We start from the raw sequence: 13,464 nt of genomic DNA on the forward strand, positions 1-13,464 counted from the left end.
TCTCACCCACCCAGACGAACAACGGGCCCGCGACGTTGGGGGTCCACCTGAACAATCTGCAAGTACTCTGACGGCGTGGGCATGGTTATGGCGGTGTCGTTCGAGCGGTACGGGCGGCTTTATTACCTGGATCCGGGTGAGTTTCGGCCCCGGGTGGGGGAGAAAGTGCTCGTGCCTACTGACGACGGGCCCGAGGTGGCTGAGTGCGTGTGGGCGCCGCAGTACGTCACCGAGGAGGTTGGCGGGCTGCCGCTGTGTGAGGGCATCGCCAGCGCGAAGGATCTGGATCGCGACGAGCAGAACCGGCAGCGGCGGGCTGACGCGCGGGTGATCGCGAAGCGGACGATCCGGCAGCACGATCTGCCGATGAAGGTGGTCGGGATCGATTTCGTCGACCGGCGGCCGGATGTCGATCAGCTGGTGATCGTGTACTTCTCGGCCCCGCACCGGGTGGATTTCCGCGAACTCGTGCGGGACCTGGCGCGGGCGCTCAGGGCCCGCATCGAGCTCCGGCAGGTCGGCGCCCGCGACGAGGCGCGGTTGCAGGGCGGGATCGGGCCGTGCGGGCGGGACCTGTGCTGCGCGACGTTCCTGAAGGATTTCGAGCCGGTCAGCGTCCGGATGGCGAAGGACCAGGACCTCCCGCTGAACCCGCTCAAGATCTCGGGCGCGTGCGGCCGGCTGATGTGCTGCCTGAAGTACGAGCACCCGCTCTACCAGGAGTTCAACGCGAAGGCCCCGGCTCTCGGGACCGCGGTGGAGACCCCCGCGGGTGATGGAGTGGTGGTCGGGCACAACGTGCCGAGCGACACCGTGGTCGTCCGGCTGGCGGCGTCGGGCCGGCGCTGCGCCTGCAGTCGCGCGGACGTGTGCTCGCCGCGGCAGCAGTACGAGGCGTCCGGTACGACGACCCCGGACGCCGCCCCGATCGAACCAGTCGGTACGCCGGACGTCACGCCTGCAGCCGACGCCGTACCAGCATCAAATGCCGAACCCGCAGCACCAGCCGCGCCGGAAGAAGAGACCCGCGAGGAGCGGCGGGTTCGGAAACCGCGCCGGCGCCGCCGCCTGCACCATGACGACGAGGGAGAAACCGCGCAGTGAGATTCCGCAGGTCGACCGTACTGGTGGCAGCTCTTGCGGTCCTGGCGAGCGGATGTGGAGTGGCCAGTCGCGCCCAGAACGCAGGCAGCGGCACCGAGGTGCCCGGCATCGGCAGCAACCCGCCGAGCGCACCTGTGGGACCGATCCCGGCCGGGCTGGAGAAGTTCTACCAGCAGAAGCCGGACTGGGAACGCTGCGGCTCCAACCAGCAGTGCGCGACCATCCTCGTCCCGCTCGACTACACCAAGCCGGCCGGCCAGACGATCGAGCTGCGGGCCCGGAAGGTGCTGGCGCGGGACCGCGGCGGTCGGCTCGGCACGCTGTTCATCAACCCGGGCGGTCCGGGTGCGTCCGGGCAGGAGTTCGCCGGGCAGGCGCGGCTGGTGTTCGGATCGTCGCTGCTGCGGAAGTTCGACATCATCGGCTGGGACCCGCGGGGCGTAGGGGAGTCCACGCCGGTCAAGTGCCTGGACACCGAGCAGTTGGACACGATGATCGCCGCCGACGGCAGCCCGGACAACGCGGCCGAGATCGCGGACCTCGACAAGGAGGCGAAGACCTTCGCCGCCGCCTGTGAAGCACGTTCCGGTCGCCTGTTGCCGCATCTGTCGACCAAGGACGCCGCCCGCGACATCGACGTCCTGCGAGGCATCGTCGGCGACCCGCAGCTGTACTACATGGGGATGTCGTACGGCACGTACCTCGGAGCGACGTACGCCGAGCTGTTCCCGAAGAACGTCGGCCGGATGGTGCTGGACGGTGCGGTCGACCCGTCGATCACCAACGAGCAGATGGGGATCGCGCAGGCGAAGGGCTTCGACAAAGCGCTGGACGCGTTCGCGGAGGACTGCGCACAGCGGTCCTGCAAGCTCGGCAGCAGCAAGACCGAGGTGCTCGCGAAGGTCGACCAGCTGATCAAGGACAGCGACGCGAACCCGCTGCCCGGAGACGGGAACCGCAAGGTCACGCAGGCCCTGGTCATCCTCGGCCTGATCTACCCGCTGTACCTGAAGGACTTCTGGCCGCGCCTCGAGGACGCCGTCGCCGACGGGCTCGCGGGGAACGGCGGCCGCCTGCTCGCGCTCGCCGACGAGTACACCGACCGTCAGCAGAGCGGGTACGCCGACAACTCGAACGAGGTCAATATCGCGATCAACTGCCTCGATCACCCCGACTTCACCTCGATCGCGCAGATCGAGGCGAACCTGCCGGCGTACAAGACGGCGTCACCGCGGTTCGGCGAGTTCCTCGCCTGGTCGTCGGTGTCCTGCGCGAACTGGCCGGTGAAGCCGGTCAACCAGCCGCACAAGATCAAGGCGGCCGGCGCGAAGCCGATCATGGTCGTCGGTACGACGCGTGACCCGGCCACGCCGTACGAGTGGGCCGTCAGCCTGGCGCACCAGCTGGAAAGCGGTGTCCTGGTCACGCGCGACGGCGACGGGCACACGGCGTACCTCTCGGGGAACGCGTGTGTGAAGAACGTCGTCGAGAGCTACCTGGTGCAGGGCAACACCCCGGCCACCGACATCAAGTGTTAGTTGGGGCGGGTATCGCCCGGCGCGACCGGCAGTTTGAGGGTGTCGGTCGCCTGCTGCAGTACGGCGACGAGGCCGGCCTCGTCCTGTGGGCGGCCGCCGACGGTGATCTCGACGGCTGACGTCTGGCCGCCGTCGAGCGAGATCCAGCGCGACAGACCCATCCGCGGACCGCGGGCCTGGTCGGTGTAGGTGTACACCAGCGTGCCGTTGTCGCGGCTGAGCACCTTCAGGTTGCGCTCGTCGATGCTGTGCTCGCGGCCGGCAACCAGCTGATCCGGCGTCTGCTTGCTGCCCCGCGTGTCGAACCGGACCTGCCAGACGCCGGTCGGGTCGAGGAACTTCGGCCGGGTGCCGTCCTGGGCGCTCTTCCAGCCGGCCGGGACCTCCGCGGACACCGGGTCGTCGTCGGTGCCGAAGTCCTGCACGATGTAGTGCAGCGAGTCGGGCGCCAGACAACCCGCACAGGCCGGGGTGCTGGGTGGGGCCGAGCTCACGATCCCCACCGAGGTGTTGTTGTCGGTGGCGAACGGATTGCCGCCGTTGATGGCGAGCACCGCGCCGAACACGGCTACGCCGACGGTCATTCCCGCCAGCGTCATCAGCAGCGCCTGGTGCCTGGGCGTGAGCATCCCGACCTCGCTTCCCTCTCTCCCGGCCGATTATCGCTGACGAGAGGGGCGTCACCGCAAACCCGCGCGTACGCTGGCACGTCGTGGAGATGTCCGAACCCGCGTTCCAGCAGGCGTTGCAGCGCTACGACAACGGTACGGCGGAGCGCGCCGACTTGAAACTGCTCACGAAGGAACTGCTGAAAATCCTGGTGGCAAAGGCGCCGGGTCACGCCGTCGAGGTCCGCGTCCCGCCGTACGGCGCGGTGCAATGCATCGAAGGCCCGCGCCATACCCGCGGTACGCCGGGCGCGGTGATCGAACTTCCGCCGGAGCTGTGGATCGACGTCGCACTGGGCCGCACGACGTGGGCCGACGCCCGGTTGAGCGGCAAACTCCGCGCCAGCGGCGAGCGCACCGACCTGACCGGCCTACTGCCACTCGTCCGAGCGTGAATGAGCCGCGGCGCTCCCCTGCAGCACCGCGGCTCACGTCTCGGGAACTCAGTGCGCCGAAGTCGACCAAACCGCCGTACGGCCGTAGACGATCACCAGGCGGCCGTCGTCCCGCATCTGGAGCACGGAGCCCTTGCGGACGGTCTTGCTGGACCACAGCGCCTTCTTGGCGGCGCTGTAGACGACGAAGTTGCCGTCCTGCTGCATGACGGCGAACGCGCCCTTGCTGACGGTCTTGGTGGACCAGACCGGGGTCTTGCCGTTCTTCACCATGACGAGGTTGCCGTCGGTCTGCATCTGCAGGCGGTAGACCCGGCTGGGCGAGAACAGCATGTCGTAGGGGTTCAGCAGCCGGCCGGAGCCGAGCGTGCCGATCACCATGTGCCGGAACCAGACCGCCTTGTTGCGGACGTTGTAGATGACCAGGTTGGAGTCGTTCTGCACGGCCAGGTACGCACCGGTGCTGCCGCCGGTGTTGCTGGCCCAGACCGGGGTACGGCCGGAGATGACGACCAGGTTGCCGTCGCGCTGCATGATCAGACTCGAGGCCTTGCGATTCGTCATCGAGCCCCACAGCGCGGTGCGGCCCTTGTAGAGGACGGCGTTGCCGTCGGTCTGCATGATGAGCGTGTAGATCCCGTTGGGCGAGCGACGGTACTGGCCCGGCTTCAGGTACTCACCCGGCTTGAGCAGCGACGACACGGCGGTCGTGCTCGTGGCCGAAATGGCCGCAGTACCTGCGGCCTGGGCGGCCGGGGGAACAAGCAGCGTGGCACCGGCGGCAGCGCCTGCGGCGAGCGTGGCGAGCAGCCGGGTGCGTGCTGACTTGATCGAGATCATGCGGTTCGTCTCCGTTTCCCGAGAACCGGCCGGGCGTTCCCGGCCGGTGAAATTGACGCCTTAGGCAACCAATCGGTTCCACGCTAGGCCGCTGCGAGGGTCGCCGCCGGATGTTTCGACGGTGGTCGAAAGGCTGCCGAAAATCAGGTTCGTCCCTATTGGTAGGACCTGTCAGTATGTTCCGGTGGCAGCAAGTCTCCGCACGCGACTGGCCCGGTTGCGCGTCGATCTGACCCCGTGGCGTGGTTCCCGTGACTTCCGCATCCTGCTGGTCTCGGGATCGGTCTTCTTCCTCGGCGGAATGGTCGGGTACGTCGCTCTGCCGTACCAGCTGTACCAACTCACCGGATCGAACTTCGCCGTCGGCGCGATGGGTCTGGTGACGATCGCACCACTCGTCGTGTTCGGCCTGTACGGCGGTGCGCTGGCCGACCACGTCGAACGCCGCAAGCTGCTCGTCGGCACCGGCATCGCCCAGGTCGTGATCTCCGCGCTGATGGTCACCAACACCCTGCTCGCGCACCCGCAGATCTGGCTGATCTACGTCTGCGGCGCGCTGAACGCCGTCGCCTCCTCGCTGCAGCGGCCCTCGCGGGAGGCACTCCTGCCGCGCGTCGTCCGCCACCAGGAGATCCCGGCGGCCGTCGCGCTGAGCTCGCTGACCTCGCAGATCGGCCAGCTCGCCGGTCCGGCGCTGGGCGGTGTCCTGGTCGGTACGGCGGGCGTGACCTGGGCGTTTGCGATCGAGCTGACCGGGATCGTGTTCGCGACGTTGCTCTACAGCCGGCTCGGCTCGTACAAGGCGGGTGACCACACCACCGCGCCCAGTCTGCGCGCGATCGGCGGCGGGATCGCGTACGCGTTCCGCCGCAAGGACCTGCTGGCGACGTACGTGGTGGACATGGTCGGGATGTTCCTGGCGATGCCGATCGTGCTGTTCCCGGCGTTCGCGACCGAGATCCTGAAGGAGCCGAAACTGCTCGGTCTCCTGTACAGCGCAGAGGCGATCGGCGCGATGTGCGCGAGCCTGACCAGCGGATGGGCGAAACATGTCCATCACCAGGGCCGGGCGGTGGTGCTGGCCACGATGGGCTGGGGCGCCGCGGTCGGCATCGCCGGGCTGGCGCCGAACATCTGGTTCGCGATCGGGTTCTTCGCGCTGGCGGGCGCGGCCGACATGGTGTCGGTGCTGTTCCGCTCGGTGATCTGGAACCAGACGATCCCCGACGAGATGCGCGGCCGGCTGGCCGGGATCGAGATGCTCGGATACTCCCTCGGCCCGCTCGGCGGCCAGGCACGTTCCGGCCTCGTCGCGGACCTCACCGGCGTCCGTACTGCGATCGTCAGCGGCGGCGCCCTGTGCGTCATCGGCGTGATCGGCACCGCCGCGTGGCTGCGCGAGTTCTGGCGGTACGACGCCCGCACCGACGAACACGCCGTCCGCGAAAGAGACCTCCGCGCGGCCCGGTGAGGGCATGTTTCCCCGCCCCGCGCCTACTGCGCGGCACTCGGCACGGCACCTCGCCGCACGGGTGCAAAGGGAACGATGCTCCGCATCGACCCCTTCGCCCCCGCGCGCCGATGCACCGCGCCGAGCACCTGCTCGCGACGGCGCGGGACGGGGAGACATGCCCTAGGCTTCCAAGCATCATGCGTACCCTGATCGCCGCCGGGCTGGCCGTCGTACTGCTTGCGGGCTGTAGCGGTCCCGGTCAGGAGAATGCGCCGAGTGCGCCGCCACTGGTGTCGGTTTCGCAGACGCCTTCGGAGACCCCGTCGGAAACGCCGTCCGTGACGCCGTCGTCCGGTTCGAAGCTTGCGGAGACGCTGTGCGTGCGGATGGACGCCGCGCTGGTGAAGTCGACGCTCGCGGTGCCGGTCGCGAACATCCAGCCGGAGACGCCACCGGTCGACTTCGGCATTCCGACGTACGACGTCTGTCAGTTGACGCTCAGCACGGCTGCGAACGGGCCGGTGCTGAAGGTCGAGACTTCGGTGCTTCCGGCAACAAAGGCGACGTTGGCGGCGACCCAGAAGGCGTACGCCGCGACGAAGAAGGAGCCGGCCAAACCGGCGCTGCTGGGGGACGGCGGGTACGGGACGAGCACGTTCGTCGTGTTCCTGCTGGACGGCAGGCTGTACAGGATCACCGGGCCCAAGGCCACGCTCGCGAAGTACGTCGTGCTGGGGCAGGATGCGATCAATCAGGCGCCCGGGCTGCCGGAGCCCGCGCTGTTGATCACGCGGCAGGACTGTGAGCGCGGTTCGTCCGCGGCCGAGAACGTGATGGGCGGGCCGCCGATGGTCCGGCGGGACGGCGAGACGACCCTCGGCGACCCGGTCTGCGGCTGGGTCACCTCGACGAACGTGCTGTACACCTCGGTACGCCGTACCCCGCAGGCGAAGGCCCTGATGGTCCCGATCCGCAAGGCCGCGACCTCCCAGTCCCTCCCGCTCGGCGACGAGGGGTACGTCGACACCGCCACCGGCCGGACGACGATCCGTGTCGGCGACGACAAGATCGTCGAGCTCGTGCCGCTTCCGGCGCGCGCGATCAACCCGGACCTGATGACCCAGTTCGCGCTCGCGATGGCTCAGCTCTACACCCACTGAGATCGCTACCTGCGACCGGTTCGCGGGTGTTGGGGTGTCCGGATCCGTTGGTGCTGCCGCGTCCGCGGCGTACCGAAGGACAGGTAGTGGTCGGCTGATCGCTGCCGCGCGAGGCGGGTGGAGGGACTGCTACCTGTTCTTGGCCAGGGATCCGGCGATGGTGGCGATGGCCTCGGTGATCTCGGTGGGGGTGCGGGCGGCGTAGCCCAGGACGAGGCCGGGGGCGTGGGGGAGTTGGCTGTGCCAGGACAGGGGGTGGGTTTTGATGCCGTTGGCCAGGGCTGACGCGGCCAGGTCGGTGTCGTCGGTGCGGTCGTCGAAAGTGATCGTGAGGTGCAGGCCGGCGGCGGCGCCGTGGATGGTTGCGGTGGGCAAGTAGTTGTGGATCGCGGTGACCATCGCGTCGCGGCGGACCCGGTGCCGGCGGCGGAGGAAGCGGAGGTGGCGTTCGAGCTCGCCGGACTCCATCAGATGGGCGAGCGTGAGCTGCGGGAGCGCCGCGTTGCCGAGGTCGGCCAGGCGTTTGCGGCCGACGAGTTCGTCCTTGTACTGCGGGGGCGGGAGCATCCAGCCGATCCGCAGCGACGGCGCGAGGAGCTTGGAGATGCTGCCGGCGTAGATCACGTGGTCGGGCAGCATCGCGTGGAGTGCGGGGACGGGCGGGCGGTCGTACCGGTGTTCGGCGTCGTAGTCGTCCTCGATGATCAGCCCGCCGTCCGCGGCCCATTGGATCAGCTCACGACGACGTTCACCGTCGAGCACTACCCCAGTCGGGAAGTGGTGCGCCGGCGTCACCATGACCACTCGGGCGGCGGATTCCCGCAGTACATCGACCTGTAGGCCGCGGTCGTCGACCGGGATGGGTGGGGTATGCATGCCCCAGTTCTGTAGGTGCTGCCGAGATCCGAGCGAGCCGGGATCCTCGACGGCGATCTCCTGTACGCCGCGCTGCGCGAGGACCTGCGCCGCCAGCCCGATCGCCTGCGCAACACCAGCCACGATGATCAGGTCGTCCGGGTCGGCCGCGATCCCGCGGTTACGCGCGAGCCAGTTCGCGACAGCTCGCCGCAGCGCCGGAGTCCCCGCCGGATCGCCGTACCCGAAGCTCGCCGACTCCAGGTCGTCAAGCACAGCCCGTTCAGCCCGCAACCACGCCGCCCGCGGAAACGCCGCCAGATCCGGCACTCCGGGGGTGAGATCGACCTTGGCGGGCGCGGCGCGGAGGTCGTCGAAGATGTCGAGGTTGTCCGCGGAACGACAGGAGGTAGTCGCCGATTCGCCGACGGTTGGCGCCGCGCCAGGCGGGCCGGCGGCTATACGTACATGACTACGTCCTGTCGAACCGGCCACCAAGGTGCCGCCGCGGCCGTGGGTGGTGATGTGGCCGTCTTCGGTGAGGCGTTGGTAGGACTCGGTGACCACGCCTCGGGAGATGCCTAGGTCGGCGGCGAGGGTGCGGGTGGCGGGGAGGCGGGTGCCTACTGGGAGGTGGCCGGTGGAGATTGCAGTGCGGAGGCGGTCGGTGAGCCAGTTCGCGAGACCGCCGGGTGGCGCCTCGGCGGGATCCAGTTGAAGGAAGTCCGCGCCTCCATTGGACCGACCACTTCTGCCCGGATTGGACCTGTTCACAGGACCATTGTGGCCGGATCGTAGAGGTATGGGAACTGACTACGTCCACGGCTACACCCCGGCAGAGACCCGTCGCCTGGCGGACCAGGCCGGAACGCTCGCCGACCTCCTTCACGGCGGCACCACCTACCCAGCCGGCAGCCGAGTGCTGGAAGCGGGCTGCGGAGTGGGCGCGCAGACCGTACAGCTGGTGACCCGCAGCCCCGGCATCGAGCTCGTATCGGTCGACGTCTCCGAAGACTCGCTCGCCCAGGCGAAGGCCCGCGTCGCCGTACATGCTCCGGATGCCACAGTCGACTGGCGCCACGCAGACCTCCACGACCTGCGCGGCGAGAAGTTCGACCACATCTTCGTCTGCTTCGTCCTCGAGCACCTCACGGATCCGGCCAAGGCTCTCGTCAGCCTGCGCGACCTGCTGAACCCCGGCGGCACGATCACGGTGATCGAAGGCGACCACGGTTCCGCCATCTACCACCCGCGCAGTACACAGGCCCAAGCCGCGGTCGACTGCCTCGTCGACCTCCAGGCCGAGGCGGGCGGCGACTCGCTCATCGGCCGCCGCCTCCAACCGCTCCTCGACCAGGCCGGATACGACGAGGTACACGTCGAGCCACGCGCCGTGTACGCCGACCAGACGCTCCCGCATCTCGTCGACGGGTTCACGCGCAAGACGTTCATCGCGATGGTCGAGTCAGTGCGTGAACGCGCGATCGCGGCCGGCCGACGTACCGAGGCCGAATGGGACGCGGGCATCCGCGACCTCGAGAAGACTGCCGAGCCCGGCGGCACATTCCACTACACGTTCTTCAAGGGGGTCGGTCGGACATGATCGCTCTACTCGTCCTCGTCGCCGCGGTCTGCCGGTCGCTGAATCGCAACCAGCGCAGGCAGCTCCGCCCGACCGTCAACGGGATCGAGGACCGTGACCTGCAACGACTTGTGGCTGATCTCCGAGCACTCACCTGACCAGTTCATGAACTCCTGGTAGACAGGGGGTATGCCCCCGACTGAGCAGCTTGAGATCGAGACGAAGTACGACGTCGACGACAGCGTGATTCTGCCGGCGCTGCACGAGCTGCCCGGGGTCGCAAGTGTCGCCCAGCCCGTCGAGCTCGACCTGGAGGCCGTCTACTACGACACCGCCGGGCTCGACCTGGCTGCGAACAAGGTGACGTTGCGCCGCCGGACCGGTGGTGAGGACGACGGCTGGCACGTGAAGTTCCCGGTGTCGTCGGGCGAGCGGCTCGAGGTCCATCACCCGCTCGGGCGATCGGTGCGGAGTGTGCCGATCGCAGTCGTTCGCACGGTCCGCGTGCATGCGCGCGATCACGCGCTCGTCCCGGTCGTCACGCTGCAGACGAGGCGCGTCGTACACCGCCTGCTCGACGCGGACGGCGCCGTACTCGCGGAGGTCGCCGACGACAACGTGACCGCGACGGTCGAGGGCGGCGAGCCGGAGAGCTGGCGCGAGTGGGAGGTCGAGCTGGTCGGTGGGGACAAGCTGCTGCTCGAGGACGCCGGCGAGCTGCTGAAGTCGGCCGGCGCGCGTCCCGCAAGTGGTCCGAGCAAGTTGGCGCGGGCGCTCGGCAATCGGGTGCCGTCGTCCGTGGACTGGACGCTGCCGAAGAAGCCGCGGACGTCCGACCTGTTCCGGGCGTACGCCGCTGCGCAGGTGAAGGCGATCCACGAGCGGGACCCCGAGGTGCGGCGTGATGTGCCGGACTCGATCCACAAGTTCCGGGTCGCGACGCGGCGGCTGCGGTCGGCGCTGGCGACGTACCGTGCGGTGATCGACCGCGAGGCCGGTGATGAGCTCCGGGCGGAGCTCAAGTGGCTCGCGGGCGAGCTCGGGGTCGCACGCGATGCGGAGGTGCAGCGCGAACATTTCGCGGCCGAGGTCGCGGAGCAACCGGTCGAACTGGTCATCGGCCGCGTCGCCGGCCGGATCGACGATCACCTGCGCCGGGTCTACAAGGACGGCCGTGCGGGCGCGCTCGCGGCGCTCGAGAGTGAGCGGTACTTCCGGCTGCTCGACGCTTTGGACGAGCTGATCGTGAAGCCGCCGGTGACCGGCGACGACCGCAAGGCGAGCAAGCAGATCGACGACGTCATCGGCCACGACCGCAAGCGGATGCGCAAGGCGGTCAAGCGTTCGCAGGCCGCGGAGACGGTTGCTGAGCAGGACCACGAGCTCCACGAGGTCCGCAAGGCCGCCAAACGACTCCGGTACGCCGCGGAGTCCGCCGTACCTGTGCTGGGCGACGACGCGACTGCGCTGGCTGCTCGGGCCGAAGAGGTCCAGGAGATCCTCGGCGAACACCAGGACTCCGTTGTCTCCCGCGAGCTCCTCCACCACCTGGCCCTTGAGGTCTTCGCCGACGGCGGCAACCCCTTCACCTTCGGCCGCCTTCACGCCGTCGAAGAAGCCCGCGGCAACACCTCGCGAGCCGTCTTCTACGAACTCTGGCCAACCCTCGAGTTCTGACTGCCGGCCCCGAAAACGTGAGCCGGGCGGTCAGGTACTCGCCTACCTGGCCGCCCGGAGTTGGGGCTGTCAGGCAGGTCCGCGTCGAATTCAGCAGGACCTGCCTGACAGGTATTTAGTGGTTGACCGCCTTCTCGGCGCCGGCGCCGGTGAGGGAGCGGACTTCCATTTCGGCGAAGCGGTCCACGTCGACCGGCTCCTTGCTGGTGACGGTTCCCAGCCAGCCGAGGAAGAAGGCCAGGGGGATCGTCACGATGCCCGGGTTGTCGAGCGGGAACCAGTGGAAGTCGATGCTCGTGTCGGTGATCATCGACAGGCTGGCGTGGGTCTTCGCGTCGACCTTGCCGGAGACGACCGGGCTGAACACGATCAGGATGATCGTCGAGGCCAGGCCGCCGTAGATGCTCCAGAGCGCGCCGCGGGTGTTGAAGCGCCGCCAGAACAGCGAGTACAGGATCGTCGGCAGGTTCGCACTCGCCGCGACCGCGAACGCGAGTGCCACCAGGAACGCGATGTTCTGGCCGTTCGCGAAGATGCCGCCGATGATCGCGACGATGCCGATCACGACCGCGGTGTACCGCGCCACGCGGACCTCGCCGTCGCCGCTGATCTGGCCCTTCTTGATGATCTGGCCATAGATGTCGTGCGCGAACGACGTACTCGCGGTGATCGTCAACCCGGCCACGACGGCGAGGATCGTGGCGAAGGCGACCGCGGAGATGACGCCGAGCAGGACCTCACCGCCGAGTTCGAAGGCGAGCAGCGGGGCGGCCGAGTTCGCCTTGCCCGGTGCGGCCTTGATCCGGTCCGGTCCGACGATCGCGGCAGCGCCGTACCCGAGGACCAGCGTGAACAGGTAGAAGATGCCGATGATCCAGATCGCCCAGCTGACACTGCGGCGGGCTTCCTTCGAGTCCGGGACCGTGTAGAAGCGCATCAGCACGTGCGGGAGACCGGCGGTGCCGAGCACCAGCGCGAGAGCCAGCGAGATGAAGTCCAGCTTGGTGACGCCGGTTGCGCCGTACTGCAGGCCGGGCGACAGCAGTTTCTCGCCGGCGGCCGGGCTCTTGTCGACGGCTGCACCGAGGAGGCTGGACAGATTGAAGGCGTACTTCGCGAGCACCCAGAGCGTCATGATGCCGGCGCCGATGACCAGCAGCACGGCCTTGACGATCTGTACCCAGGTGGTGCCCTTCATGCCGCCGACCAGGACATAGGTGATCATCAGGATGCCGACCACGGCGATCACGATGCTCTGTCCGGCCCGGTGGCTGACGCCGAGCAGCAGCGCGACCAGACCGCCGGCGCCGGCCATCTGCGCCAGCAGGTAGAAGAAGCAGACGACGAGGGTCGAGATCGCGGCCGCCATCCGGACCGGCCGCTGCTTCAGCCGGAACGACAATACGTCGGCCATCGTGAAGCGGCCGGTGTTCCGTAGCAGCTCGGCAACTAGTAGCAGTGCAACTAGCCACGCGACCAGGAAGCCGATCGAGTACAGGAAGCCGTCGTATCCGTTCAGCGCGATCGCGCCGGCGATGCCGAGGAACGACGCGGCGGACAGGTAGTCGCCGGAGATCGCGATGCCGTTCTGCGGACCGGTGAACGACCGGCCACCGGCGTAGAAGTCGGCCGCGGTCTTGTTGTTGCGGGAGGCCCGGAACACGATCGCCAGCGTGGCCACGACGAACAACGCGAAGATGACGATGTTGACGGTCGGGTTACCGATGTCTGTCGCCAGCGGCAACATCAGTGGGGCGGTCACTGGGCTTCTCCCTCGATCTGGCGGCGCAGCTTCTCGGCGTCCGGGTCGAGCCGGCGGTCGGCCCAGCGGACGTAGATCAGCGTGATCGCGAACGTCGACACGAACTGGCCGAGCCCGAACAGGAGGGCGACGGTGATGTTGCCGCCGACCTTGTGCGACATGAAGCCGTGCGCGTAGTCGGCGAGCAGGACGTAGACGAAGTACCAGACCAGGAACAGTGCGGTCATCGGGAACACGAACCGCCGGAACCTGCGACGCAGTTCGGAGAAGTCCGGTGACAGCTGGACATCCCTGTACGTCGTGAGGTCCGGATCGCGCGTATCACTCATCGGCGAGCCTCCAGGTGGATCGAGCCGGGCGGAAGAGGCCGGGCACGTCGTACTGTGGCCTGCGTCACCAGCAGCCGACAGCACCGGCGCGCATCGAGCGC

General features: G+C 68.4%; 13 protein-coding genes. 7 read left to right on the forward strand and 6 right to left on the reverse strand.

Translation table 11 applies throughout. The features are described from left to right. Positions 1-81: 81 nt before the first annotated feature. Both EV645_RS22925 and EV645_RS22930 read left to right on the forward strand, forming a co-directional pair. Positions 82-1,104 (forward strand): PSP1 domain-containing protein, encoded by a 1,023-nt coding sequence (locus tag EV645_RS22925; protein ID WP_130446527.1) that lies wholly within the window; start codon positions 82-84, stop codon positions 1,102-1,104. Then, the gene (locus EV645_RS22930) at positions 1,101-2,642 is read left to right on the forward strand and encodes an alpha/beta hydrolase (RefSeq protein ID WP_130446006.1); all 1,542 of its coding nucleotides are present in this window, start codon (positions 1,101-1,103) and stop codon (positions 2,640-2,642) included. Before EV645_RS22925 ends, EV645_RS22930 begins: the two co-directional genes overlap by 4 nt. On the opposite strand, the gene EV645_RS22935 is transcribed toward EV645_RS22930, so the two are convergent. Beyond that, positions 2,639-3,271, reverse strand: coding sequence for a hypothetical protein (locus tag EV645_RS22935; RefSeq protein WP_130446007.1), 633 nt, complete (start codon positions 3,269-3,271; stop codon positions 2,639-2,641). The two genes, EV645_RS22930 and EV645_RS22935, sit on opposite strands and share 4 nt — an antisense overlap. 89 nt (positions 3,272-3,360) lie before the next feature. On the opposite strand from EV645_RS22935, the gene EV645_RS22940 reads away from it, so the two are divergent. Further along, the gene (locus EV645_RS22940) at positions 3,361-3,705 is read left to right on the forward strand and encodes a sterol carrier family protein (RefSeq protein ID WP_130446528.1); all 345 of its coding nucleotides are present in this window, start codon (positions 3,361-3,363) and stop codon (positions 3,703-3,705) included. 48 nt (positions 3,706-3,753) lie between these two features. Here EV645_RS22940 and EV645_RS22945 read toward each other — a convergent pair whose 3' ends face one another. Further along, on the reverse strand, positions 3,754-4,545 hold the full coding sequence (locus tag EV645_RS22945; protein ID WP_130446008.1) for a hypothetical protein: 792 nt from the start codon (positions 4,543-4,545) through the stop codon (positions 3,754-3,756). A 184-nt stretch (positions 4,546-4,729) separates the two neighbouring features. Between EV645_RS22945 and EV645_RS22950 the strand changes: the two genes are divergently transcribed. Together EV645_RS22950 and EV645_RS22955 are read left to right on the forward strand one after the other, a co-directional pair. After that, positions 4,730-6,016: an MFS transporter gene (locus EV645_RS22950; RefSeq protein WP_130446009.1), complete on the forward strand. Its 1,287-nt coding sequence runs from the start codon at positions 4,730-4,732 to the stop codon at positions 6,014-6,016. Between the two features lie 179 nt (positions 6,017-6,195). Continuing rightward, complete coding sequence (locus EV645_RS22955; RefSeq protein ID WP_130446010.1) at positions 6,196-7,158, forward strand: hypothetical protein; 963 nt, start codon at positions 6,196-6,198, stop codon at positions 7,156-7,158. Positions 7,159-7,287: 129 nt separating this feature from the next. Here the strand turns inward: EV645_RS22955 and pdxR are convergent, their stop codons facing one another. Beyond that, positions 7,288-8,787, reverse strand: coding sequence for a MocR-like pyridoxine biosynthesis transcription factor PdxR (gene pdxR / locus EV645_RS22960; protein WP_130446011.1), 1,500 nt, complete (start codon positions 8,785-8,787; stop codon positions 7,288-7,290). Between the two features lie 28 nt (positions 8,788-8,815). On the opposite strand from pdxR, the gene EV645_RS22965 reads away from it, so the two are divergent. After that, positions 8,816-9,616, forward strand: a complete 801-nt coding sequence (locus tag EV645_RS22965; RefSeq protein WP_130446012.1) for a methyltransferase — start codon at positions 8,816-8,818, stop codon at positions 9,614-9,616. Between the two features lie 5 nt (positions 9,617-9,621). On the opposite strand, the gene EV645_RS41930 is transcribed toward EV645_RS22965, so the two are convergent. Next, positions 9,622-9,762 (reverse strand): hypothetical protein, encoded by a 141-nt coding sequence (locus EV645_RS41930; protein WP_157997135.1) that lies wholly within the window; start codon positions 9,760-9,762, stop codon positions 9,622-9,624. Between the two features lie 22 nt (positions 9,763-9,784). Here EV645_RS41930 and EV645_RS22970 point away from each other — a divergent pair, with 22 nt between their 5' ends. After that, positions 9,785-11,272 carry a CYTH and CHAD domain-containing protein gene (locus EV645_RS22970; protein ID WP_130446013.1) on the forward strand — a complete coding sequence of 496 codons (1,488 nt, stop codon included), beginning with the start codon at positions 9,785-9,787 and terminating at the stop codon, positions 11,270-11,272. A 115-nt stretch (positions 11,273-11,387) separates the two neighbouring features. Here EV645_RS22970 and EV645_RS22975 read toward each other — a convergent pair whose 3' ends face one another. Both EV645_RS22975 and EV645_RS22980 read right to left on the reverse strand, forming a co-directional pair. Then, a complete protein-coding gene (locus EV645_RS22975; RefSeq protein WP_130446529.1) occupies positions 11,388-13,019 on the reverse strand; it encodes a sodium:solute symporter family transporter in 1,632 nt (543 codons plus the stop codon). A gap of 11 nt (positions 13,020-13,030) precedes the next feature. Further along, complete coding sequence (locus EV645_RS22980) at positions 13,031-13,363, reverse strand: DUF485 domain-containing protein (RefSeq protein ID WP_130446014.1); 333 nt, start codon at positions 13,361-13,363, stop codon at positions 13,031-13,033. Between the last annotated feature and the right edge of the window lie 101 nt (positions 13,364-13,464).

Origin of the sequence: Kribbella rubisoli (assembly GCF_004217145.1) — a bacterium.
GTDB lineage: Bacteria > Actinomycetota > Actinomycetes > Propionibacteriales > Kribbellaceae > Kribbella > Kribbella rubisoli.

Bases quoted from the DNA above. Each gene is read 5' to 3' on its own strand.
- EV645_RS22940 (WP_130446528.1), top strand. From the start codon at position 3,361: ATGTCCGAACCCGCGTTCCAGCAGGCGTTGCAGCGCTACGACAACGGT.
- EV645_RS22975 (WP_130446529.1), bottom strand. From the start codon at position 13,019: ATGTTGCCGCTGGCGACAGACATCGGTAACCCGACCGTCAACATCGTC.
- EV645_RS22925 (WP_130446527.1), top strand. From the start codon at position 82: ATGGTTATGGCGGTGTCGTTCGAGCGGTACGGGCGGCTTTATTACCTG.
- EV645_RS22970 (WP_130446013.1), top strand. From the start codon at position 9,785: ATGCCCCCGACTGAGCAGCTTGAGATCGAGACGAAGTACGACGTCGAC.
- EV645_RS22935 (WP_130446007.1), bottom strand. From the start codon at position 3,271: ATGCTCACGCCCAGGCACCAGGCGCTGCTGATGACGCTGGCGGGAATG.
- EV645_RS22955 (WP_130446010.1), top strand. From the start codon at position 6,196: ATGCGTACCCTGATCGCCGCCGGGCTGGCCGTCGTACTGCTTGCGGGC.
- EV645_RS22945 (WP_130446008.1), bottom strand. From the start codon at position 4,545: ATGATCTCGATCAAGTCAGCACGCACCCGGCTGCTCGCCACGCTCGCC.
- EV645_RS41930 (WP_157997135.1), bottom strand. From the start codon at position 9,762: ATGAACTGGTCAGGTGAGTGCTCGGAGATCAGCCACAAGTCGTTGCAG.
- EV645_RS22965 (WP_130446012.1), top strand. From the start codon at position 8,816: ATGGGAACTGACTACGTCCACGGCTACACCCCGGCAGAGACCCGTCGC.
- EV645_RS22980 (WP_130446014.1), bottom strand. From the start codon at position 13,363: ATGAGTGATACGCGCGATCCGGACCTCACGACGTACAGGGATGTCCAG.